Below are 20,774 nucleotides of genomic sequence, written 5' to 3'. Positions count from 1 at the left end.
CCCTTCCGACGACCGACCGGCACGAGGCCTCGCCATCCGCAAGGGGTCAGGCGATGGCCCGCGACGCCTCGCGCAGCTTCACCGTCGCCTCCTGCACCCCCTCGGTCACCCGCGACAACGAGCGCATGCTCCCCGAGATGGTGGCCACGCCGGCCGAGGCCTGCTGCATGTTGCCGGAGATTTCCCGCGTCACCGAGGATTGTTCCTCGATGGCCGAGGCAATGCTTGCGGAAATGTCGTTGATCTCCTCGATGATCTCCATGATCGCCTGGATCGACGTTTCCGCGAGGCTCGAGGACGACTGCACCGATACGATCTGTGCGTTGATCTCCTCGGTCGCCTTCGCCGTCTGCGAGGCGAGGTTCTTCACCTCGGATGCGACGACGGCGAACCCCTTGCCCGCCTCTCCGGCGCGCGCCGCCTCGATGGTGGCATTGAGCGCCAGAAGATTGGTCTGGCCGGCAATGCTCTCGATCAACTCCAGAACGTCGCCGATCTTCTGTGCGTCGCGGGCCAGCCCGCCCATCACCGTTGAGGACTGCTGAGCCTCCGTGACGGCGCGGCCGGCAATCGTCATCGCCTGGGTCACCTGGCGCGAGATTTCCTCGATGGAGGCAACCAGCTCCTCCGCCGCGGCGGCGACGGCCTGAACGCTCGACGAGGTCTGCTCCGAGGAGGCCGAGGCATCGGCAGCCTGCGAATTGGCGTTGACCATTGCGTCGGCGACATCGGTCAGACCGCTGTCGATCTGCTTCTGCACGGCCTCGCGATGACGGCGCTGGTTGACTTCCGCCGTGCGATCGGTCGCGAACTTGACGACCTTCACCAGCTTGCCGTCGTCGTCGAAGATCGGGTTGTAGGTCGCCTGGATGATGACCTCGCGCCCGCCCTTGGCGACCCGCGAGAACTCGCCGGCATGGAACTCGCCGGAGCGCAACTTGTTCCAAAAGTCGCGATAGTCCTGGCTGCCCCTTTGGCTTTCGTCGATGAAGATCTCGTGCTTGCGCCCCCGGATCTCGTCGAGCTGGTAGCCCATCGCGTTCAGGAAGTTGTCGTTGGCATCGAGGATCGTGCCGTCCATGGCGAAGCTGATCACCGCCTGGGAGCGGTTGATCGCCTCGACCTGCCCGGTGAGGTCGAGGCTGCGCTGCTTGTCGGCGCTGATGTCGGCCGCGAATTTCACCACGCGCGCCACCTTGCCCGAACCGTCGAGAACCGGATTGTAAGACGCCTGCAGCCAGACCTCACGACCGCCCTTGCCGATCCGCCGGAACTCGCCGGCACGGAACTCGCCACGCGCCAGCGATGCCCAGAACGCGCGATAGCCAGCCTTCCCTTGGTCGTCCTGGCGCACGAACATGCTGTGATGCTTGCCGCGGACCTCGTCAATGCCGTAGCCCACGGCCGACAGGAAAGCCTCGTTGGCATCAAGGATCGTGCCGTCCGGCGTGAATTCGATGATCGCCTGCGACTTGTCCAGCGCCTCGAGCAGGGCCTTGTTCTTGTCATAGAGAAAAGAGATCCCGCGCATTGACGCCTCCTGATTTGTTTCTTCCCTTGATACGCACATGACCCTAGGTCAGATTTTCTGCCAAAGGATTAATAAATGCATCTGAATTATAAAAAGCGCCAAGTTGCCACCAATAGTTGAAAAATGAAAGCGCCGTGAAAAACAAAGTCCGGACAAGAAAAACGGCTTTTATATAAAATTATACGGAACAAGCAGGAGATATAAGCTCATTGAACCTGATAAAGCCGCTAATATTACGAAGAATGAAGGCTCTCTTCCGCAAACCGCTGAAGATCGGGAAAGTACACAGGAAATTGCAGAAGATCGCAGTGCCTTCGCTTTTGCGAGGAGCTGACGCGCTTCCGCCGTGCGCCGCGCGCTATCTGCTGGCAGGATCGGAGGTCAGGAAATGAGTCGATCCCGGCTTGCGGCATCAATCGCGCTGGCCGGGAACAGGAAGGAGTTACCGCCATGCTGCCCCTGTCCAGCCTCGACGTGACGGCGATCGCCTTCTTTCTGGCGTCCTGGCTTGCCTTCAATGTCGTCGTCGAACTGTCGCCGCTGCGCAAGATCACCCTGTCGCATCAGATGGACATGCACCGGCGCGGCTGGATGCTGGCGATGAGCCGTCGGCGCGTCAGGATCATGGATGTCGGCATCGCCGCCGGGCTGCAACAGGGCACGGGCTTCTTCGCCTCGACCTCGCTGCTGGCGATCGGCGGCTGTTTCGCGCTGCTGACCTCGACCGAATCGATCTTGCGCATCCTCACCGACATCGGCCTCGGCGAGGGACGCACGGCGGCGAACTGGGAGGTCAAGGTGCTGGGGCTGGCGCTGATCTTCTCCTATGCCTTCTTCAAGTTCGGCTGGGCCTACCGGCTGTTCAACTATGCCACCATCCTGATGGGCGCGGTGCCCGACGGCGATCCGCCCCCGGCAGAGGCGAAGGCGTTTGCCGAGAACGCCGCCGGCGTGATGGTGCTCGCCGGCCGCCACTTCAACCGCGGCCAGCGCGCCTTCTTCTTCTCGATGGGATATCTCGGCTGGTTCATCGGGCCATGGACGTTCTTTGCCAGCACGCTGTTCGTGCTGGCCGTGCTCGGCCGGCGACAGTTCTTCTCCCGCGCCCGCGGCTTCGCCATGGCCGCGCACCAGGTGCCGGTGCCCGCAACGCCCCCCCCCGAAAGCGAGGCGGCCGGCACCGAGCGGCCCGACCCGCTCGGCTGAAGGGCATCCGCTCAACCCCGGCGAGACAAGACCAGCCGGCTCGTTCGCTCAGCACAGATCTTCGATGAGAGCGAACCGCTCCCAAATGATCTCCATATCCGGGGAAAACCCGCCATTGCGCTCAAAATACTCGCGATGTCCCTCGCGCCAGCCCTCAAGGCTGTCGTCCTCGCCTTCGGCCAGGGCCATCGCTTCCGTCACCTCGTCGAACCGGCATTGGATCAACTCGACCGTCTCAATGACCAGAGCCGGCGTGTCGTCCCAGTTCAGGGCAATATCCCGCCGCCCGATCTCCGGCGTGGGCTCGCCATTCTGACAGTCCCGCAAGGCGCTGCAGGTCGCCACTTTTCTGCCTGATCGCACCAGCGACAACAGCCTCTCGCACAAGGCGGCACTGTCGCCGAACTTGAACGTCTCGGCCGTCGGATAGCGCTGCTTCAGCGTCGTGACGTCTTCTGACATGTGCGCATCCTCCTCCTCGCGTTGGGCTCGGCAGGATGTTGCACATCAAGAGCCCGATCAGAAGGTCGCGCATGGGATTGATGTCGATATCCAAGGCTTATGCCCACCCGGAGCGGGCCCGAGTCCCACCTTGCTCAAGCCCGGACGCTCTCCGGCCGCCATCCGTCAGGTGACGATGGAACGCGATGCCTCGCGCAGCTTGATGGTCGCGCCCTGCACCTGCTCGGTCGTCGTGGACAGCGACCGCATGCTGTCGCTGATGACGGAAACCCCGACCGACGCCTGATGCATGTTCTGGGAGATCTCGCGGGTGACGCTCGACTGCTGGTCGACCGCCGCGGCGATGGTCGCGGAAATCTCGTTCACCTCCTCGATGATCGACATGATCGCCAGGATCGAGCTTTCCGCCTGCCCGGAGGACGACTGGACCGAAACGATCTGTGCGTTGATCTCCTCGGTCGCCTGCGCTGTCTGCGCGGCAAGGTTCTTCACCTCGCTCGCCACCACCGCGAAGCCCCTGCCGGCCTCCCCGGCCCGCGCCGCCTCGATGGTGGCGTTGAGGGCGAGAAGATTGGTCTGGCCGGCAACACTCTCGATCAGTTCCAGTACGTCGCCGATCTTCTGCGCGTCCCGGGCCAGGCTGCCCATGACGGTCGACGACTGTCGCGCCTCGACCACCGCGCGGCTGGCGACCTTCATCGCCTGCTCGACCTGGCGGGAGATCTCCTCGATGGAGGAGACGAGTTCCTCGGTCGCCGCGGCGACGGCCTGCACGCTGTGCGAGGTCTGCTCGGAGGACGCCGAGGCGCTGGCGGCCTGGGCGTTGGCCCCGGTCATGGCGTCGGCCACCTCGGCGAGATCCGCATCGATCTGCACCTGGACGGTCTCGCGCCGCCGCCGCCGCTGCACCATGGCGGCGCAGTCATAGGCGAACTTGACGACCTTGATCGGCTTGCCCTGGTCATTCAGGATCGGATTGTAGGTCGCCTGCAGCCAGATCTCGCGCCCGCCCTTGCCGACGCGGCGGAACTCGCCGGCGTGAAACTGCCCGGCACGCAGCTTTTCCCAGAATTCGCGATACTGGCTGCTTGCGCGATACTCCGGTTCCACGAACATCTCGTGCTTGCGCCCCCGGATCTCATCAAGGCTGTAGCCGACGGTCTTGAGGAAGTTCTCGTTGGCGTCGAGGATGGTGCCGTCCATGGCGAAGCTGATAACCGCCTGCGAGCGGTCGATGGCGGCGAGTTGCCCGTCGGAATCAAGGCTCCGCGCCTTCGCGGCCGTGACGTCCGCCGCGATCTTCACGACCTTCTCGACGCGACCGGAGCGGCCGGGCACCGGATTGTAGGACGCTTGCAGCCAGATCTCGCGCCCGCCCTTGCCGATGCGGAGGAACTCGCCGGCGCGAAACTCGCCGCGCGCCAGGGACGGCCAGAAGTCGCGGTAGGCATCCCCCTCGCGGTCGACCTCACGCACGAACATGCTGTGGTGCTTGCCGACGATCTCTTCGAGCCGGTAGCCGGTTGCGGCAAGAAACACCTCATTTGCCGAAACAATCGTGCCGTCCGGCTTGAACTCGATGAGCGCCTGGGACTTCGTCACCACGTCGAACAGGGCCTGGGCCCTGCCTGAGAACAAAGAAAGACCGAGCATTCTGCAACCCCCGAATAACCACCCTCCGGGAATTGACCCTACGTAATTACACCTTACACACCCTTAACGCGAGCCGCAAAAAATATACGTCAAAAATAACAATGCAAAATTCCCTCCAAATAGATAAAATAGATTTCATAATATATGCTCAAGAGATCGGGCGCCAGATTCGCGTCTTGAAACAAAACATCCCTGAAAATCTTGACGATCATCGATCGGCAGACATGCGATACCGGCCGCGATACACCCGCGTCAGGGTTGAGATCAAGATGGGCAGCAGGAAAAACGGCGGAGATGCCCTCAGGCGGTGTCGTGGGCGGCTTGGAGCACCCTTGCGGCATGTGCGCCTTCAGCACACCAGTGCCCCTCGGCGTCGATGGCGCCGGCCGGCGGCATGAACACCGACACGGGATCGGTGAAGCCGCGCACCTCGAAGCGACCGAGGTCGCCCGCCCGGCACCCCATCATGTCGGCGATGGTGTCGGACACGAGAATATCCTGTGCGAGATCGCGGGCGAGACCGGCGATGCGCGAGGCGAGGTTGACCACGGGCCCGACAACGGTGAAGTCGAGCCGCGTCTCCGCCCCGACGTTGCCGTAGAACACATCGCCCGCGTGCAGGGCGATGCCGACGCGCAGGTCGGTGTCGTCGATCTTGTAGACCTCGTTGATCTCGGCGACCCGCGCCACCACGTCGCGGGCGCAAAACAGCGCCTGACGAGCGGCCGTATGCGCCGTTTCCTCGCTGTCATAGGGAAAGACGGCCATCACCTCGTCGCCGATGAACTTCAGCACCTCGCCGCCATGCGCCTCGACCGCCTTGTCGACCGCGTCGAAATAGTCGTTGAGCATGGCGATCAGCCGGTCGCCGGGCAGTTCGTTGGAAATGTGGGTGAAGCCGCGCAGATCCATGAAGCCGACCACGGCGGAGATCGTTTCGCCGTCGCCGCGCTTGATGGTGCCCGCCAGCACACGACCGCCCGCTCGCCGGCCGACGTAGGTCTCCAGCAGCGTGCGCCCGGTACGCTTCAGCGTCTGCAGTTCGAAGAGAAGCGCCAGCGGCGCGGTGATCGTCTCCAGCACGGCGACATGGCTTGCGGAAAAGCCCCCGGGGGCACGCGTTGCGAAGGTGATCGCCTTGGTGGTGCCGTCGGAGAAGGGGAGCGGCAGCGCCAGATAGTCGGTGTAGCCGGCCTCGATCAGATCCGCGACGATGCCGTAGCCGGGCAGATCGTTGTTGCCCTCAAGGCGGATGCGCACTGGGCGCTGCTCCGTGTAGATGATCTTGATCGGGCTGTTCTCGTAGGTCTTGAAGGTGACTTCCGTCTCGAGATAGCGACGCACCTCGCTACCGCCCTCGCGCGTCCACAGCACGGATTCGGTGCGCACGTTGGGATGAAGGATCGAGATGCCGGTCATGATCCGCTCGACCGGCACGCCGCTCGCCATCAACCGCGACGCGACCCCCTCGATCAGCGGACGGCCGTCCTCGATGCGGACCGCCTCGCCATAGAGCCAGGCGGTGATGGCGGCGGAAGCGACAGGTGCGGAAAGGGTCATGACCTTGGGTCCCGAGAAGGTCCGGACCCTTGCGGGCCGAGGAAGGAAGCAGCATAGCGCGAAAAGCCGGGAGACGGGGCCAACCGGCAGCATTCCTTACTTAGGATGAAATGCCGCCGGATAAAGACCTCTCTCCAGGACCCGGCCGAATTGCCGCGACCTGTGGCCTATTCGCCGTCCCAGGCGGGGGCGAAGTCCGGATCGACCGTGCGCCGGCGCTCCTGGCCCAGCGCCGAGATCGCGGCCATCTCGTCGTCGCTCAGCTCGAAGTCGAAGATCGCGGCGTTTTCCGCCAGGCGGGCCGGGTTCGAGGTCTTGGGGATGGCGATGGTGTTGTCCTGCTGGACCAGCCAGCGCAGGGTCACCTGGACCTCGTTCTTGCCGTGGCGCTTGCCGATATCGCCGATGATCTCGCTGTCCATCACCGCGCCGCGGGCAATCGGCGCATAGGCGGTGAGCCCCATGCCGGCCGCATCGAGCGCCTCGCGCACCTTCACCTGCGACAGGAACGGGTGATACTCGACCTGGTTGACGGCAAGCTGGCCGCTGGCAAGATCCTGCGCCTCGCGCACCATGCGCGCGGTGAAGTTGGAAACGCCGATCGCCCGCGTCCAGCCGCGCCCCTTCACCTCCAGCAGCGCCTCGATCTGCTCGTTCAGCGGCACATGGGTGTTGGGCCAGTGGATCAGGAACAGGTCGACATACTCCTGTCCCAGCCGGTCGAGGCTGTGCTCCAGCGAGCGGATGAGCTTGTCCGGCTCGAGCTGGTCGTGCCAGACCTTGGTGGTGAGGAAGTAGTCGCCGCGCGGCGCGGATGCCGAGCGCAGCCCCGCGCCGACGGCCTTCTCGTTGTCATACATGGCGGCCGTGTCGACATGCTTCCAGCCGCTCTCGAGCGCGGAACGCACCATGTCGCGGCAGATCTCGCCGTTGAGCGGCCAGGTGCCGAGGCCGAGCGCGGGGATCTCGACCCCGCCGAGCGAAAGATACTTCATCGTCATCCCTCCTGGGTGGATCGACCGGCACCCGGCCGGCCGGAAAGAGAAAGGGCCCGGGAACCGCCCTGCCGATGGCACGACGGCCCCCAGGCCCTCACGTCGTCATGGCGCGCCGCGCCGTCACCGTCAGTCGAGATCGGAGACGGAACCCGCGATCTTGCCGACAAGACCGTACTCGATGCCCTCTTCCGGGCTCATCCAGTAGTCGCGGTCGGTGTCCTTCTCGATCCGCTCCATCGGCTGGCCGGTGGCGGCGGCGAAGATCTTGTTGAGGCGGTCGCGCATCTTGAGGATCTCGCGGGCCTGGATCTCGATGTCGCTGGCCTGACCGCCGGCGCCGCCGGACGGTTGGTGCAACAGGAAGCGGGTGTTCGGCGTGCAGTAGCGCCGCTCCTTGGGGACCGACACATAGATCAGCGCACCGGCGCTCGCCACCCAGCCCATGCCGAGGATGCGGACTTCCGGAGCGATGAACTTGATCGTGTCATGGATCATGTCACCGGATTCGACGTGGCCGCCGGGCGACGACACGATCACCGTGATCGGATCATGCGACACCTGCGCCATGGCAAGCAGGCGGGCGGAAACATCGCGCGCCAGTTCCTGGGTGATCGGGCCAGTGATCAGGACGGTGCGCGCGTCGAACAGATGCTTGTCGACCTGGATGGACGGCGGCGTCTTGGTCTTGTCGTCTTCCTCTTCGTCGAGGCGGGCGGGCACATCGTTCGTCTTGATGGTCATGTTCAGGATCTGCTCCTTCGTGAAGACGGAATCGGCTCGTTCGTCCTGTCTTGATCCCCATACTTAGGCGATGCGCGCGCCTCCGGCAAAGGGGGATCGAAAAGAAGGTTGCCGCAATCTCGCCAAGCGTCCGCCCGCGGGCATGTTTCCAACCACATATCCAAAGGCGGCTGCGTAAAACCTACTGCTTGGCACGGCGGCGCACGCCAAGCAGAAGCATCAGGATAAACGGCAGCGACGGCCACTGGAACCAGATATGTCCGAAGCCGGAGAAAAGGTTCAGCAGAAAGAAGAACGCAATGCCACCAACGGCAAGCCGCACCCGCCGCCCCTGCGCGTGGTACCAGTCGAGGAAGACGGCCGCCCCCGACGCATCCGGCTCTCTCGCACCACCGCCAAAGCCACGGGCATCGCTCTCCCAGCCCCCTGGCGCCGCGCCCTCGCCGTGCGGCACGGCATTGCCCCCACCGATGCGCACCAGATAGGTGTCGACCGGTTCGCTGAGGTTCTTGACGGACTGGACGCCCAGACGCTCGAAGCCCAGCGCAAGCTTCGTCTTCACCTGGTCATAGACGGTCGCGGAAATGACAATGCCGCCGGGTTCGGCGATCTGCTGCAGCCGCGCGGCGATGTTGACGCCGTCGCCGTAGATGTCATCGCCATCGACCATAACATCGCCCAGGTTCAGGCCGATGCGAAACACCATGCGCTGCTTCGCCGGCAGCGCCTCGTTGCGCCGTGCCAGCTCGTCCTGGATCTCCACCGCACAGCGCACGGCCTCGATCACGGACGCAAACTCGACGATGACCGCATCGCCCCAGGTGTTGACGATGCGCCCGTCATGCGCGGCAACCAGCCCGCCGATTGCCTCGCGGCAGGCACGCAGCCGATGGAGCGTGCCGTCCTCGTCCGCCTCCATGAGCCGCGAATACTGCACCGCGTCGGCGCAAAGGATCGCCGCCAGTCGGCGTTTTACCTGGCTCATCAAGGCCCCCGAAGGTGCAATATGCACGTCCCTTGAATGGCGTCTGCGAGGCACAAGTTCAAGAGGCAAGCCGCATCAGGGCACGGATGCTCCACACCGCGAGCCCGAGCCAAAGGGCAATGATGACGAATGCCGCCGCGCGACTGGGGCGAGGACCGTCCCCGGCGGCGACCTGCCGACGCGCCCGCTCCATCAACTCGTCCGGCATGAGCCGCAGCACCAGCCAGATCCCCGCGGGAACAAGCACAAGATCGTCCAAGAGCCCGAGAACGGGAATAATGTCGGGAATGAGGTCGATCGGCGACAGGGCATAAGCCACCACCGCCGCCGCAAGGAGCCGCGCGACAAGCGGCGCCTGCGGATCGCGCACGGCAAGCGCCAGCGCGGCCACCTCGCGTTTCAGGCGCCCGGCCCAGGACGCAAGCCGGGCGAGCATGGTCCGGACGGCCCCACGACCCGCCACGGCCCGGACCTCAGGCGGTCTTGTTGAAGATCTCCCGGCCGATCAGCATGCGGCGGATTTCCGAGGTGCCGGCGCCGATCTCGTAGAGCTTGGCGTCACGCAGAAGCCGGCCGGTCGGATACTCGTTGATGTAGCCGTTGCCGCCCAGAAGCTGGATCGCGTCGAGCGCCACCTTGGTCGCCGCTTCCGCCGCATAGAGGATCGCGCCGGCGGCATCCTCGCGCGTCGTCTCGCCGCGGTCGCAGGCACGCGCCACCGCATAGACATAGGCGCGCGTGGCGTTCATGGAGACATACATGTCCGCCACCTTTCCCTGCACGAGCTGGAAGGTGCCGATCGGCTGGTCGAACTGCCGGCGCTCGTGGACATAGGGGATCACCACGTCCATCGCCGCCTGCATGATGCCGATGGAGCCCGCTGCCAGCACCGTGCGCTCGTAGTCGAGACCGGACATCAGCACCTTGACGCCCTTGCCCACGTCGCCGAGCACGTTCTCCTCCGGCACCTCGCAGTCCTGGAACACCAGTTCGCCCGTGAGCGAGCCGCGCATGCCGAGCTTGTCGAGCTTCTGGGCGACGGAGAAGCCCTTGAACCCCTTCTCGATGAGGAAAGCGGTGATGCCTTTCGCTCCCGCCTCCGGATCGGTCTTGGCATAGACGATCAGCGTGTCGGCGTCCGGACCGTTGGTGATCCACATCTTGGTGCCGTTGAGAATGTAGCGGTCGCCCTTCTTCTCGGCCCTGAGTTTCATCGAGACCACGTCGGACCCCGCGCCCGACTCGGACATGGCAAGCCCGCCAAGATGCTCGCCAGAGACAAGCTTGCCCAGATAGCGGGTCTTCTGCGCATCATTGCCCCAGCGCCGCAGCTGGTTGACGCAGAGATTCGAGTGCGCGCCATAGCTGAGACCGATGGAGGCGGACGCCCGGCTCACCTCTTCCATGGCGACGCAATGTTCCAGGTAGCCGAGACCCGAGCCGCCCCATTCTTCCTCAACGGTGATGCCGTGCAGGCCAAGCTCTCCCATGGCCGGCCACAGTTCCGCGCGCGGAAACCAGTCCTCCCGGTCGATGCGCGCGGCAAGCGGGGCGATGTTGTCCTGCGCATAGGACCGCACCGTGTCGCGCAGCATGTCGGCGGTCTCGCCAAGGTCGAAATTGAAGCTCGGAAAATCGTTGCGGATCATGGTTTCCTCCCGGGCGGCCTTGCCGCTGATCGTCAGTCTTGCACGAGAATGTGGTCGTAGCGCACGAAAGGGCTCAGCACCGCGACCTGATCGTAGAGCCGGCGGGCGCGGGCGTTGTCGTTGTCAGTCTGCCAGTAGACCGAGCGGCAACCCGCCTGCCGCGCCGCTCCGTAGACCGCCTCGATCAGCGCCCGGCCGACACCGCCGCCACGCTGGTCGGCCTCCACATAGAGGTCCTCCAGATAGCAGGTCGGCTCGATTGCCCAGGTCGTTTCGTGGACATGATAATGGACGAGACCGACCGCCCTGCCTCCGGCCTCGGCAATCAGCCCCTGATGAGCGCCGTCGCCGACGATGCGGGCGAAGACCGCGTCGGTGACGCCGGGTGCCAGCGTCTGGCGGTAGAAGGTGAGATAGGCTTCCCACAGCGGATCCCATGCCGCGCGGTCGGCGGCGACAAGCGGGCGTACGCCCGGTGCGATCATTTCAGTCATTCATGCCTTCCAGAGCCATCAGGGTGAAAAGGCCCGTGGCGATATGCACATCGGGCTCTCCGTCGGTTTCGCCCCAGACGTCGGAGGCGGCAACCGTGAGCGTGCGCCCGGGCTTGATCACCCGCCCGCGCGCCACCAGCCGGGCGCCGCGGCCGGGGTTGAGCAGGTTCATCTTGAATTCGGTGGTCAGCACGCCGTAACCCCGGGGATAGAGCGAGAGCGCGGCATATCCGGCGGCGCTGTCGGCCAGCGTCGTGGAAACGCCGGCATGAAAGAACCCGTGCTGCTGCTTCAGCCCCGGCGCCTCGGAGGCGACGAGATCCACCTCGCCCGGAGCGAGCCGGCCGATCGAGGCGCCGAGCGTGTCCATGAAGCTCTGGCGTGCAAAACTTGCGGCAACCCGGCGTTCCCAGTCGGGATCGCGCGGCTCGAAACGGCTCATGATGAAGTCCCCTCCTCTTCGGTATCGCCGGATGCAACGGAGCCGGCAAACAGGTCCGCGGTCGGCCCGAGCTGGGCAAGACGCAGGCGCGCGCCGGCATCGACCTCGTCGAGCTCGGCAAGCGTCAGATCGATGTCGCGGCGCTTGGCCAGCAGTTCCTGCCGCCGGCTTTCGATGCGCGCCATCAGCAACTGGAGCTGGCCGGCCTCGCCTGGCGACTTGTCGTACATGGTGATGATGTCGCGGATCTCCGCGAGCGAGAATCCGAGGCGCTTGCCGCGCAGGATCAGCTTCAGCCGGGTGCGGTCCCCCGGACGGTAGAGCCGCTGGCGTCCGCGCCGCGTCGGCTTGAGAAACCCCTCCGCCTCGTAGAAGCGCAGGGTGCGCGTCGTCACGCCGAATTCCTGTGTGAGCTGGGTGATCGTATAATAGGTCGCCATTGCCCCTCCGAAGGAAAGGCTCGCTTACGTTTACGTTTTAGTCAATCAATTTTGAAAACCGCTTTTATTTCCGATGGCAAGAGCGATTGATATTTTCTCAATCCCATCTGAACCCGGTTTCTTTCGCCACAGGAACGAAGGCCGCCTCCGGCGCGGTTTCTCACCTCCCGCCCGGCGCTCGCATTCAGATCGCCTCTCGGCGCCCCCCCCGAGGCGTTTGCGCATATGCCTCCCCGCTCACCTCCCACACCGCCGTCACCCCGGGCTTGACCCGGGGCCCAATCATTTCCGGGCCGCTCGCGATGCGGGCACCGGGCCCTGCGGAACGCTCCGGGCGGACCAACCACCGCCGCCCCTGCCGCGACGTGGATTGGATCCCGGGTCAAGCCCGGGATGACGCCGAGGGGAAGGACAGGCATCCCGTTGCGCCGCCCGTCCACGCGCCTCCCCCCGAGGCGTTTGCGCATATGCCTCCCCGCTCACTTCCCACACCGCCGTCACGCCGGGCTTGACCCGGGGCCCAATCCTTCCCGGGCCGCTCGCGATGCGGGCACCGGCTCCTGCGGAACGCTCCGGGCGGACCAACCACCGCCCCCCCTGCCGCGACGTGGATTGGATCCCGGGTCAAGCCCGGGATGACGCCGAGGGGAAGGACAGGCATCCCGTTGCTCCGCCCGTCCACGCGCCTCCCCCCAAGGCGTTTGCGCATATGCCTCCCCACTCACCTCCCACACCGCCGTCGCCCCGGGCTTGACCCGGGGCCCAATCCTTCCCGGGCCGCGCGCGATGCGGGCACCGGGCCCTGCGGAACGCTCCGGGCGGACCAACCACCGCCCCCCTGCCACGACGTGGATTGGATCCCGGGTCAAGCCCGGGATGACGCCGAGGGGAAGGACAGGCAGCGCGCGGCGCGCGGGTGGCGCCGGGGAGCAGCAGGAAGGCGATACGTGCCGCACGCGCAACGCCGGGGCAAGAGCTGGACAGGGGGCAATTGACCGATCGTGAGATTGGGCCAATATGAAGAGGGGGCGGGTTGTCGGCCACAAAAGCGGCAGGACAACGGATAAGGACAGGACGATGCGGAGCGGACGGAAATGCGGGGCGCGGGGAAACCGACGCGCTCTTGCCGGCCTCGTGGCCGGGATCGCGGGCACGGCGACGCTTGTCGCCGGCCTCACCTTCGCGCCGCAGGAGGCCGCCGCCCAGCGCCCCGACCTCAGGCAAATGAGCTGCGCACAGGCGCGCAATCTCGTCGCCCGGCGCGGCGCGGTGGTGATGACGACGGGCCGCTACACCTACGAGCGCTTCGTTGCGGGACCACGCTGGTGCGATCACTGGGAGACGGTGGCCCCGCGCGCGGCGGCCACACGCGACAATCCGCGCTGCGTCGTCGGCTATATCTGCGAAACGCCGCTCTTTCGCCCCTTCGGCTGGGATCGCTGAGGCGCTCTCGGGAGTTCAGATCTCGAAATCCGGGATTTCCGCCACCGCGTCGCGCAGCTTTTCCGACCACATGTGCGACAGGTCGGCGAAATAGGGATTGTCTTCCTCGATGCGCGTCTGGCGGTGAGCGGAAAAACTGTCGGTGTTGTAGAGCAGCAGGTCGATGGGCATGCCGACCGACAGGTTCGAGCGCAGCGTCGAGTTGAACGACAAAAGCACCAGCTTCGCCGCCTGACCGAGGCGCATGTCGGAGCGCGTCACCCGGTCGAGGATCGGCTTGCCGTATTTGTGCTCGCCGATCTGCAGGAAAGGCGTGTCGGGCGAGGCCTCGATGAAATTGCCGGCCGAATAGATCTGGAAGAGGCGCGGTGCCTCGCCCCGGATCTGCCCCCCGAGCAGGAAGGTGACGCTGAAGTTCTCCGAGTTTGCCGCCAGCGCATCGCCGTCGATGGCACGCACATCGCGCACCGCCTGCCCGACGAGACGCGCCGCCTGGAACATCGTCTCGGCCGAGAACAGGCTTTTGCTCGCACCGCTCTCCTCGCGCGACAGACGCTCGGACAGAAGCGACACCACCGACTGCGTCACCGCGAGATTGCCCGCCGCCATCAGGCAGATGACCCGGTCGCCGGGCTTTTCCCAGACATGCAGCTTCTTGTAGGTCGCGACATTGTCGAAACCCGCATTGGTGCGCGTGTCGGCCGCCATGACAAGGCCGCGCTCGAGTTTCAGGCCAACGCAATACGTCATCTCAGGTCAGTCTCCGGCAAGGCATGGGCCGACAGGCGGCTCCGGCGTCGCCCGCACCCGAGGCGCCGCGTCGGGCGTCTCGAATCGCGGTGGGTCGATGAAAGGGATTTGACAGGCTCCGCCCTGCTTCGGCAATGCCTGCCGACGATCCTGCAGCGGTGTTCGCGCGACTATTGCTGCGCCTGCGCCTGCTCTCGGTTGACGGCCACCTCAACATTCATGTCCTCGCAGAGACCGCCACCGGCGCGCACGCCACGGATCGGTGCCGCGGAGCGCGAGTCGAGCCCCGTGGTCAGGCGGATGTAACGGTCGGTCGGGCACATGCCGTTCGACACGTCGAAACCGACCCAGCGAAGGCCCGGCACCTTCACCTCGGCCCAGGCATGATGGGCCTCTGATTCCTGTTCCTCCGCAAGCAGCATGTAGCCGGATACGTAACGTGCCGGAAACCCGGCGACACGGGCAGCCGAGATGAAGATGTGGGCGTGATCCTGACACACCCCATGGCCCGCGGCCATGGCCTCGGCCGCGGTCGTGTTCACCTCGGTGACGCCGGTCACATAGGCCACCTTGTCACGGATCGCCTCCATCAGCGCATGACAGCCGGCAACCGCGTCCTCCCCGCCGAGAAGCCCCGCCAGCCGGCGGATCGCCGGATTGGGCCTGGTCAGCGGCGTCAGCCGCAGATAGACGGCCTCCGGTGCCGGATCGCCGATGTCGCCAACGACGCCGGCGGTGTCCTCGGTGTCGACGACCCCCTCGACGGTAATCACCAGTTCGTCGACCGGATCACGGTAGCTGATCACGTCGACACGGTTGCCGAAGGCATCGGTGTAAAAGGGCGCCTTGGAATAGCCCGGCACCTCGACCCGCCAGGAACGCACCTTTTGCGCGGGCATGTCCGGCGGCGTCAGCCGAAGCTGCTGGACCATGTGCGCGATGGGCTGGTCATAGCGGTAGCGCGTTACGTGCTTCACGACGAGGCGCATGCGTCTCTCACTTTCCGTGGCAAGGCCGAACCGGTGTCATCCTCCAGGTCGGCCAGACGCTTCGGGGCCGCTTGCGGCGCGGATCTCCGGCCGGGCGGAAATGCAGTGTTCCCTCAAGCAAAGTGATAGTCGACTCCGAGCTGGATGCCGAGGGCGTTGTTGCGCGCGATCAGGTCGGCCAGAAACTCGTGCAATCCGCCCTGGAAGATCCGCTCCATCGACCCCTCCTGCAGCAGAGCGTTGGTCTCATGCGCCAGCCGCAAGGCTTCCGGTTGCTCGCCGTAGCGGGCCGTGAGATCGACCATGCTGCCGGTGATCCAGTCGTAGCAATAGGCGAGCGAGCGCGGCATCTCCTTCCGCAGGATCAGGAATTCCGCGACATTGAAGGGCCGCACATTGGAATCGCGGTAGGCATGGCGGTAGCTGCGGTGGGCGGAGACCGAGCGCAGGATCGTCGACCACTGGTAGCGGTCGAGACTGCCGCCGACGAACTCATTGTCGGGAAGCAGGATCCAGTACTTCACATCGAGAATGCGCGATGTGTTGTCGGCCCGCTCGACGAAGGTGCCGAACTGCGAGAAGTGATAGCCTTCGTCGCGCATCAGCGTACCGAGCAGGGCGCCGCGAAACATCATCGAGCGCTGTTTGATCCAGGACAGGAAGTCCGGCAGCTTGTCGTCGTTCATATGCTGCGGACGCACCTCCATGAACTCGAGGTAGGTGGTGTTGATGCTCTCCCACATCTCGCCGGTGATCGCGGTGCGCACCGAGCGGGCGTTGTTGCGCGCCGCCTCGATGCAGGTGCGCACCGACGACGGGTTCTCCGGGTCGAACAGCATGTGCGCCACGATCGAGCGTTTGGTCAGTTCGTCGTACTTGTTGAAGAAGGCGGTCTCGCAGCCGGCGCTGGCGAGCGTCGAACGCCAGTCTTCGGACACGTCCTGCCCGAGGCGCGGCGTCATTGAAATACGGTAGCCGACCTCGAGCAGGCGGGCCATGTTCTCCGCCCTCTCGTTGTAGCGCGAGGTCCAGAAGAGCGATGCGGCGGTACGACCGAGCATGAAATCAGTCCTCCAGTACCCAGGTGTCCTTGGTGCCGCCACCCTGACTGGAATTGACCACCAGGGAGCCTTTCTTGAGCGCAACGCGGGTGAGACCGCCCGGCGTGATGCGCACCGTATCGCCCACGAGAACATAGGGCCGCAGGTCGACATGGCGAGGCGCCAGTCCCGAGGCCACATGGGTCGGACAGGTGGACAGCGACAAGGTCGGCTGCGCGATGTAGTTGCCGGGATTGGCCTTTAGCCGCCGCTTGAACTCGGAGAGCTCGCGCTTCGACGCCGTCGGGCCGATGAGCATGCCGTAGCCGCCCGAGCCGTGCACCTCCTTGACGACGACCTCGGCGAGGTGCTCAAGCACATAGGCGAGATCGTCGGGCCGTGAGCAGTTCCACGTCGGCACGTTCTGCAGGATCGGCTTCTGGCCGGTGTAGAACTCGATGATGTCGGGCACATAGGCGTAAATCGCCTTGTCGTCGGCAATCCCCGTACCCGGCGCGTTGCAGATCGTCACATTGCCGGCCCGATAGGCGTCGAACAGACCGGGCACGCCGAGCATGCTGTCGGGACGGAAGGTCAGCGGGTCGAGAAAGGCGTCGTCGATACGCCGGTAGATGACATCCACCTGCTCGGGCTCGCGGGTGGTGCGCATCCACACCTTGCCGTCATCGACGTAGAGGTCGCGCGCCTCGCACAGCTCGACGCCCATCGAGTCCGCAAGAAACGCATGCTCGAAATAAGCGGAGTTGAAGATGCCCGGCGTCAGCACGCACAGCCTCGGCTTGCGGTCGCAGTGCAGCGGCGCGACGCTCTCCATGGTCTCGCGCAGCATGTCGGGATAGTGCTCGATCGGCGCCACCCGGTTCATCTGGAAGAGCTCCGGGAACAAGCGCATCATCGTCTCGCGGTTCTCCAGCATGTAGGAGACGCCGGAGGGCGTGCGGGTGTTGTCCTCCAGAACGTAGAACTCGTCCTCGCCGACGCGCACAAGGTCGGTGCCTATAATATGGGCATAGACGCGCCGCGCCGGGGAGAAGCCGACCATCTCCGGCAGGAACGCCTCGTTCTGGATAATGAGTTCGGCAGGAATGCGCCCGGCACGGATGATCTCCTGCCGGTGGTAGATGTCATGCAGGAAGGCGTTGAGCGCACGCACGCGCTGCTCGATGCCGGCCGACAGCCGCCGCCACTCGGCCGCCGACAGCACCCGTGGCACGATGTCGAAGGGGATGAGCCGTTCCGTCGCCTCCGTCGCGCCGTAGACGGCGAAGGTGATGCCGAGCCGGCGGAAGATCGTCTCCGCCTCGCGCGACTTCTTGCGCATCTCCGCCGGCGGCAGGGTCTCGAACCAGTCGGCAAGGCGTTGGTAGGGTTGGCGGGGACGGCCGTCCGGCTCGAGCATCTCGTTGAAAAACGACGTCTCTGTCATCATTCCCCCCGTCGCCATCTTGCCTCCAGCTCCGCTTGCTCCCGTCTCTCGCCGCCCCTTCGGAGCGGAACGCGACGGGCTTGCCCGGCTGTTCCTTCCCGTCGATGGTGGCAATCGGCGCCCGCCGTTCCAAGTCCGAAAAAACGCCAGAGACTGACCAGATTTTCGGCGTGGCCGGCGCAGGCCGGACGCAAGGCTTTCAACAAGCTTATCCTTCCCTCCCCTTGCGTCAAACGCCAAACCGCACTGCGGCGGCAACGCGGGCAGGAATGGCAAGGGCAGGCGGGAGGAAAAGAGCGCAGGCGCGCACGCCCCGGCCGCACGCGGCGCGCCCGGGCGGCGAGCGACGGGGAAGGAGGTCAGACCGGCTGGAGAGAGAGGATCAGGGCGGCGGCGTCGAAGTCGCGGCGCCGGGCGGCGCGCACGGCCGCAGCCTCGTGATCCATGCCCCACTGTTCGATATTCCAGTCCTCGTCGACGCAGGCCGCCTGCCAGACCGCATCCGCCTCCATCTCGCCCTCGCCAAGCGACAGGGCCAGCAGGGCGGAGCCGGTGATCGTGGTGGCAACGTGAAGCGCCGCCAGATGCAGCGGCGTACGCCCCTCCAGCGCGGCGCGAACGCGGGCGACGAGTTCCGGATCCTGACGGACCGGCATGATGCCGGCGGCAAGCTTGAAGCGGCCGCCATGACGCGCCTCGGCCCGCGCGATCACCGGCCCCCAGAGGTCTTCCTGAAGACGGCAGAGCCGGTCCGGCCCCTCCGCGCGGTAGCACAGGAGGTCATTGCCGGCATAGGCGGCGATGTCGTCGGCAACCTCTCCGGCGGCTTTCGCCACCGCATCCACCGCCACATTGACGATGCGCGTCACCGGCATGGTGAGCGGGTCGATTTCCTTGCCCTGGGCCGCCCATTCGCCGGCCATGGCCTCGGCCACGCCGCGGTTGGCGATGCGCAAGGGCTCCTTCGTTGGCGTCTTGACCGCGCGCCCGTCGAGAAGCACCGCATGAACAGGCCCCTCGGGTCCGTCCTGCGTGCCGACCTCGACTGCCTCGTAGAAGCGCTTCGCCAGCGTACGGCGCGACAGCGCGCGGGCGCGTTCCACCGGGTTCGCGGCGGCGTCCGTTTCAAGGTCGCTCAGGATGTCGCGCATGTATCTTTCCCGTCAGGTTGCCGCCGCGGCGTCCGGTGCATCCGGCAGGGCGTGCGAGAGGCTCCGCTCCCAGCCGAACAGGTCCGAAATCGCCGGCAGGAGCTGATCGAACCCGTCGATCAGCCGGAACGGGCGGCTGGTCGTGAGCCGCACCCGGTCGTGATAGCCCCAGGTGACGCCAATGGCGGCGACACCCGCCGCCCGCGCCATGTCGAGATCATATGTGGTGTCGCCGACCATGACAGTCTTCGCGGGATCGACGCCGGTTTCGGCGATGGCCTGCTCGATCATCGCCGGATTGGGCTTCGACGGCGCACTGTCGGCCGTCTGGATGGTGACGAAACGCCCTTCCAGGCCGTGCACCTTCTGAAGGTGACGCACCCCGCGCAGCGCCTTGCCGGTGGCGATGCCAAGCAGCACGTCGTCGTGCGCCGACAGCGCATCGAGCGCGGCCCGCGCGCCGGGATAGAGCGGATCATTGTCGAGCCCGGCTTCGCGGCGGGAAACCTGCGTGCGGCGGTAGGCATCCGCCATCGCCGGAACGAGATCCGCCTGCTCCTGCGGGATCAGCCGACGAAAGGCGACCTCGAGCGACAGGCCGACGATGGAGAGCCCCCGCTCCCGGTCCGGCGCCGGCAGGCCGACGGCGGCAAAACCGGCCGCAAGCCCGCGCAGGATCGTGTCCTGGCTGTCGACCAGCGTGCCGTCACAATCGAAAATGACGAGATACAGGGCTCAATCCTCCGGATCGTCGGTCTCGGGATCGTATTGGGCGGCATCGAGGCCGAGCAGGTTCCAGGTCTGCTGCATGTGCGGCGGCAGCGGCGCGGACACATCGATCACGCCGCGCCCGGAGGGATGCGGAATGACGATGCGGCGGGCGTGCAGATGCAGCTTGTTCTGGATGCCGCCGGGCAGCTCCCAGTTCTCGATGTTGAAATACTTCGGATCGCCGATGATCGGGTGATGAATATGGGCCATGTGGGCGCGCAACTGGTGTGTGCGGCCGGTGATCGGCCGCAGCGACACCCAGGCGACCTTCTGGCCGGAATTCTCGACCACCGAATAGAGCGACAGCGAGTGCTGCGCCTCGTCCTCGCCGTGGCGGGCGATGCGCATGCGCTCCTCGTCCTCGTCACGCGCGAGATAGGTCGAGATGCGGCCCTGGCGCGGCTTGGGAACGCCGGCGACCATCGCCCAGTAGATCTTGCGTGTCTGGCGGGCGCGAAACGCCTTGGCAAGCTCCGCCGCCGCCTTGCGTGTGCGTGCCAGCAGCAGGATGCCGGACGTCTCGCGGTCGAGCCGATGCACGAGGCGCGGCTTTTCGCCCTTCTGGTCGCGGAAGGCCTCGAGCATGCCGTCGAGATGGCGCGTAAGCCCGGAACCGCCCTGCACGGCGAGGCCGGCGGGCTTGTTCAGCACCATGACCTCGCGGTCCTGATAGACCACCATCGCCTCCACCGCCTCGCGGTCGCCCTCGACCAGCTTGCGCGACTTGGGCTTGGGGTTGGCCAGGTCCCTGGCCGACACATGGGCGTCGGTCTGAAGCGGGGGAATGCGCACCACCTGCCCCGTGCCGACACGGGTCGAGGTCTCGGCGCGCTTGCCGTCGACACGGATCTGACCGGTGCGCAGGAGCTTCTGCAGATGACCGTGTCCAAGACCCGGATAGCGGGACTTGAACCACCGGTCGAGCCGCATGCCCGTCTCGTCGGGGGTGACGGTGATCTGTTCTATGCCGGCCATGGTTCTTGTCGGTCCCGGGCTGCGCAGGTCTGTGCGCGCGAAAGGTG

The 20,774-nt window shown here is 65.6% G+C and carries 21 protein-coding genes; 2 read left to right on the top strand and 19 right to left on the bottom strand.

Features of this window, described 5'->3' with window-relative positions; translation table 11 throughout:
• Positions 1-46: 46 nt before the first annotated feature.
• On the bottom strand, positions 47-1,531 hold the full coding sequence (locus tag ACSLUQ_RS03920) for a methyl-accepting chemotaxis protein (RefSeq protein ID WP_461807745.1): 1,485 nt from the start codon (positions 1,529-1,531) through the stop codon (positions 47-49).
• Between the two features lie 450 nt (positions 1,532-1,981).
• On the opposite strand from ACSLUQ_RS03920, the gene ACSLUQ_RS03915 reads away from it, so the two are divergent.
• Entirely contained in the window at positions 1,982-2,737 is a 756-nt protein-coding gene (locus ACSLUQ_RS03915) for a DUF599 domain-containing protein (RefSeq protein ID WP_461807744.1), read from the top strand.
• Between the two features lie 48 nt (positions 2,738-2,785).
• On the opposite strand, the gene ACSLUQ_RS03910 is transcribed toward ACSLUQ_RS03915, so the two are convergent.
• The 11 genes from ACSLUQ_RS03910 to ACSLUQ_RS03860 all read right to left on the bottom strand — a co-directional run bounded on the left by ACSLUQ_RS03910 (position 2,786) and on the right by ACSLUQ_RS03860 (position 12,161).
• Entirely contained in the window at positions 2,786-3,199 is a 414-nt protein-coding gene (locus ACSLUQ_RS03910) for an ASCH domain-containing protein (protein ID WP_461807743.1), read from the bottom strand.
• A 165-nt stretch (positions 3,200-3,364) separates the two neighbouring features.
• Positions 3,365-4,852 (bottom strand): methyl-accepting chemotaxis protein, encoded by a 1,488-nt coding sequence (locus ACSLUQ_RS03905; protein WP_461807742.1) that lies wholly within the window; start codon positions 4,850-4,852, stop codon positions 3,365-3,367.
• A 300-nt stretch (positions 4,853-5,152) separates the two neighbouring features.
• Positions 5,153-6,412 carry an adenylate/guanylate cyclase domain-containing protein gene (locus ACSLUQ_RS03900; protein ID WP_461807741.1) on the bottom strand — a complete coding sequence of 420 codons (1,260 nt, stop codon included), beginning with the start codon at positions 6,410-6,412 and terminating at the stop codon, positions 5,153-5,155.
• Between the two features lie 167 nt (positions 6,413-6,579).
• The gene (locus ACSLUQ_RS03895) at positions 6,580-7,407 is read right to left on the bottom strand and encodes an aldo/keto reductase (protein WP_417774004.1); all 828 of its coding nucleotides are present in this window, start codon (positions 7,405-7,407) and stop codon (positions 6,580-6,582) included.
• Between the two features lie 129 nt (positions 7,408-7,536).
• Positions 7,537-8,151, bottom strand: a complete 615-nt coding sequence (locus ACSLUQ_RS03890) for an ATP-dependent Clp protease proteolytic subunit (protein WP_417774005.1) — start codon at positions 8,149-8,151, stop codon at positions 7,537-7,539.
• 181 nt (positions 8,152-8,332) lie between these two features.
• Positions 8,333-9,136 carry an adenylate/guanylate cyclase domain-containing protein gene (locus ACSLUQ_RS03885; protein WP_417774006.1) on the bottom strand — a complete coding sequence of 268 codons (804 nt, stop codon included), beginning with the start codon at positions 9,134-9,136 and terminating at the stop codon, positions 8,333-8,335.
• 58 nt (positions 9,137-9,194) lie between these two features.
• Positions 9,195-9,572: a DUF1232 domain-containing protein gene (locus ACSLUQ_RS03880; protein WP_461807740.1), complete on the bottom strand. Its 378-nt coding sequence runs from the start codon at positions 9,570-9,572 to the stop codon at positions 9,195-9,197.
• 37 nt (positions 9,573-9,609) lie between these two features.
• A complete protein-coding gene (locus ACSLUQ_RS03875; RefSeq protein WP_461807739.1) occupies positions 9,610-10,785 on the bottom strand; it encodes an isovaleryl-CoA dehydrogenase in 1,176 nt (391 codons plus the stop codon).
• Between the two features lie 32 nt (positions 10,786-10,817).
• Positions 10,818-11,279 (bottom strand): GNAT family N-acetyltransferase, encoded by a 462-nt coding sequence (locus tag ACSLUQ_RS03870; protein ID WP_461807738.1) that lies wholly within the window; start codon positions 11,277-11,279, stop codon positions 10,818-10,820.
• Positions 11,272-11,721 carry a PaaI family thioesterase gene (locus tag ACSLUQ_RS03865; RefSeq protein WP_417774010.1) on the bottom strand — a complete coding sequence of 150 codons (450 nt, stop codon included), beginning with the start codon at positions 11,719-11,721 and terminating at the stop codon, positions 11,272-11,274. Before ACSLUQ_RS03865 ends, ACSLUQ_RS03870 begins: the two co-directional genes overlap by 8 nt.
• Positions 11,718-12,161 carry a MerR family transcriptional regulator gene (locus tag ACSLUQ_RS03860; RefSeq protein WP_461807737.1) on the bottom strand — a complete coding sequence of 148 codons (444 nt, stop codon included), beginning with the start codon at positions 12,159-12,161 and terminating at the stop codon, positions 11,718-11,720. Before ACSLUQ_RS03860 ends, ACSLUQ_RS03865 begins: the two co-directional genes overlap by 4 nt.
• 1,077 nt (positions 12,162-13,238) lie before the next feature.
• Between ACSLUQ_RS03860 and ACSLUQ_RS03855 the strand changes: the two genes are divergently transcribed.
• Positions 13,239-13,604 (top strand): hypothetical protein, encoded by a 366-nt coding sequence (locus tag ACSLUQ_RS03855; protein WP_417774012.1) that lies wholly within the window; start codon positions 13,239-13,241, stop codon positions 13,602-13,604.
• Positions 13,605-13,619: 15 nt separating this feature from the next.
• On the opposite strand, the gene ACSLUQ_RS03850 is transcribed toward ACSLUQ_RS03855, so the two are convergent.
• The 7 genes from ACSLUQ_RS03850 to ACSLUQ_RS03820 form a co-directional block, all read right to left on the bottom strand.
• Positions 13,620-14,354: a peptidase gene (locus ACSLUQ_RS03850; protein WP_461807736.1), complete on the bottom strand. Its 735-nt coding sequence runs from the start codon at positions 14,352-14,354 to the stop codon at positions 13,620-13,622.
• A 170-nt stretch (positions 14,355-14,524) separates the two neighbouring features.
• On the bottom strand, positions 14,525-15,343 hold the full coding sequence (locus ACSLUQ_RS03845; RefSeq protein WP_461807735.1) for a transglutaminase family protein: 819 nt from the start codon (positions 15,341-15,343) through the stop codon (positions 14,525-14,527).
• Between the two features lie 113 nt (positions 15,344-15,456).
• Positions 15,457-16,404, bottom strand: a complete 948-nt coding sequence (locus tag ACSLUQ_RS03840; protein WP_461807734.1) for an alpha-E domain-containing protein — start codon at positions 16,402-16,404, stop codon at positions 15,457-15,459.
• A gap of 4 nt (positions 16,405-16,408) precedes the next feature.
• Positions 16,409-17,833, bottom strand: a complete 1,425-nt coding sequence (locus tag ACSLUQ_RS03835) for a circularly permuted type 2 ATP-grasp protein (protein ID WP_417774016.1) — start codon at positions 17,831-17,833, stop codon at positions 16,409-16,411.
• A 356-nt stretch (positions 17,834-18,189) separates the two neighbouring features.
• Positions 18,190-18,981, bottom strand: coding sequence for an ATP12 family chaperone protein (locus ACSLUQ_RS03830; protein WP_461807733.1), 792 nt, complete (start codon positions 18,979-18,981; stop codon positions 18,190-18,192).
• Between the two features lie 12 nt (positions 18,982-18,993).
• Positions 18,994-19,701 carry an HAD-IA family hydrolase gene (locus tag ACSLUQ_RS03825; protein ID WP_461808462.1) on the bottom strand — a complete coding sequence of 236 codons (708 nt, stop codon included), beginning with the start codon at positions 19,699-19,701 and terminating at the stop codon, positions 18,994-18,996.
• Between the two features lie 15 nt (positions 19,702-19,716).
• Entirely contained in the window at positions 19,717-20,727 is a 1,011-nt protein-coding gene (locus ACSLUQ_RS03820; protein ID WP_417774018.1) for an RluA family pseudouridine synthase, read from the bottom strand.
• Between the last annotated feature and the right edge of the window lie 47 nt (positions 20,728-20,774).

Source organism: Stappia sp. ICDLI1TA098, assembly GCF_054880955.1.
This window is presented reverse-complemented; position numbering and strand designations above follow the sequence as displayed.

Bases quoted from the DNA above. Each gene is read 5' to 3' on its own strand.
- ACSLUQ_RS03905 (WP_461807742.1), bottom strand. From the start codon at position 4,852: ATGCTCGGTCTTTCTTTGTTCTCAGGCAGGGCCCAGGCCCTGTTCGAC.
- ACSLUQ_RS03835 (WP_417774016.1), bottom strand. From the start codon at position 17,833: ATGATGACAGAGACGTCGTTTTTCAACGAGATGCTCGAGCCGGACGGC.
- ACSLUQ_RS03875 (WP_461807739.1), bottom strand. From the start codon at position 10,785: ATGATCCGCAACGATTTTCCGAGCTTCAATTTCGACCTTGGCGAGACC.
- ACSLUQ_RS03915 (WP_461807744.1), top strand. From the start codon at position 1,982: ATGCTGCCCCTGTCCAGCCTCGACGTGACGGCGATCGCCTTCTTTCTG.
- ACSLUQ_RS03840 (WP_461807734.1), bottom strand. From the start codon at position 16,404: ATGCTCGGTCGTACCGCCGCATCGCTCTTCTGGACCTCGCGCTACAAC.
- ACSLUQ_RS03850 (WP_461807736.1), bottom strand. From the start codon at position 14,354: ATGACGTATTGCGTTGGCCTGAAACTCGAGCGCGGCCTTGTCATGGCG.
- ACSLUQ_RS03890 (WP_417774005.1), bottom strand. From the start codon at position 8,151: ATGACCATCAAGACGAACGATGTGCCCGCCCGCCTCGACGAAGAGGAA.
- ACSLUQ_RS03830 (WP_461807733.1), bottom strand. From the start codon at position 18,981: ATGCGCGACATCCTGAGCGACCTTGAAACGGACGCCGCCGCGAACCCG.
- ACSLUQ_RS03900 (WP_461807741.1), bottom strand. From the start codon at position 6,412: ATGACCCTTTCCGCACCTGTCGCTTCCGCCGCCATCACCGCCTGGCTC.
- ACSLUQ_RS03860 (WP_461807737.1), bottom strand. From the start codon at position 12,161: ATGGCGACCTATTATACGATCACCCAGCTCACACAGGAATTCGGCGTG.
- ACSLUQ_RS03885 (WP_417774006.1), bottom strand. From the start codon at position 9,136: ATGAGCCAGGTAAAACGCCGACTGGCGGCGATCCTTTGCGCCGACGCG.
- ACSLUQ_RS03820 (WP_417774018.1), bottom strand. From the start codon at position 20,727: ATGGCCGGCATAGAACAGATCACCGTCACCCCCGACGAGACGGGCATG.
- ACSLUQ_RS03910 (WP_461807743.1), bottom strand. From the start codon at position 3,199: ATGTCAGAAGACGTCACGACGCTGAAGCAGCGCTATCCGACGGCCGAG.
- ACSLUQ_RS03895 (WP_417774004.1), bottom strand. From the start codon at position 7,407: ATGAAGTATCTTTCGCTCGGCGGGGTCGAGATCCCCGCGCTCGGCCTC.
- ACSLUQ_RS03880 (WP_461807740.1), bottom strand. From the start codon at position 9,572: ATGCTCGCCCGGCTTGCGTCCTGGGCCGGGCGCCTGAAACGCGAGGTG.
- ACSLUQ_RS03845 (WP_461807735.1), bottom strand. From the start codon at position 15,343: ATGCGCCTCGTCGTGAAGCACGTAACGCGCTACCGCTATGACCAGCCC.
- ACSLUQ_RS03865 (WP_417774010.1), bottom strand. From the start codon at position 11,721: ATGAGCCGTTTCGAGCCGCGCGATCCCGACTGGGAACGCCGGGTTGCC.
- ACSLUQ_RS03870 (WP_461807738.1), bottom strand. From the start codon at position 11,279: ATGACTGAAATGATCGCACCGGGCGTACGCCCGCTTGTCGCCGCCGAC.
- ACSLUQ_RS03855 (WP_417774012.1), top strand. From the start codon at position 13,239: ATGCGGAGCGGACGGAAATGCGGGGCGCGGGGAAACCGACGCGCTCTT.
- ACSLUQ_RS03920 (WP_461807745.1), bottom strand. From the start codon at position 1,531: ATGCGCGGGATCTCTTTTCTCTATGACAAGAACAAGGCCCTGCTCGAG.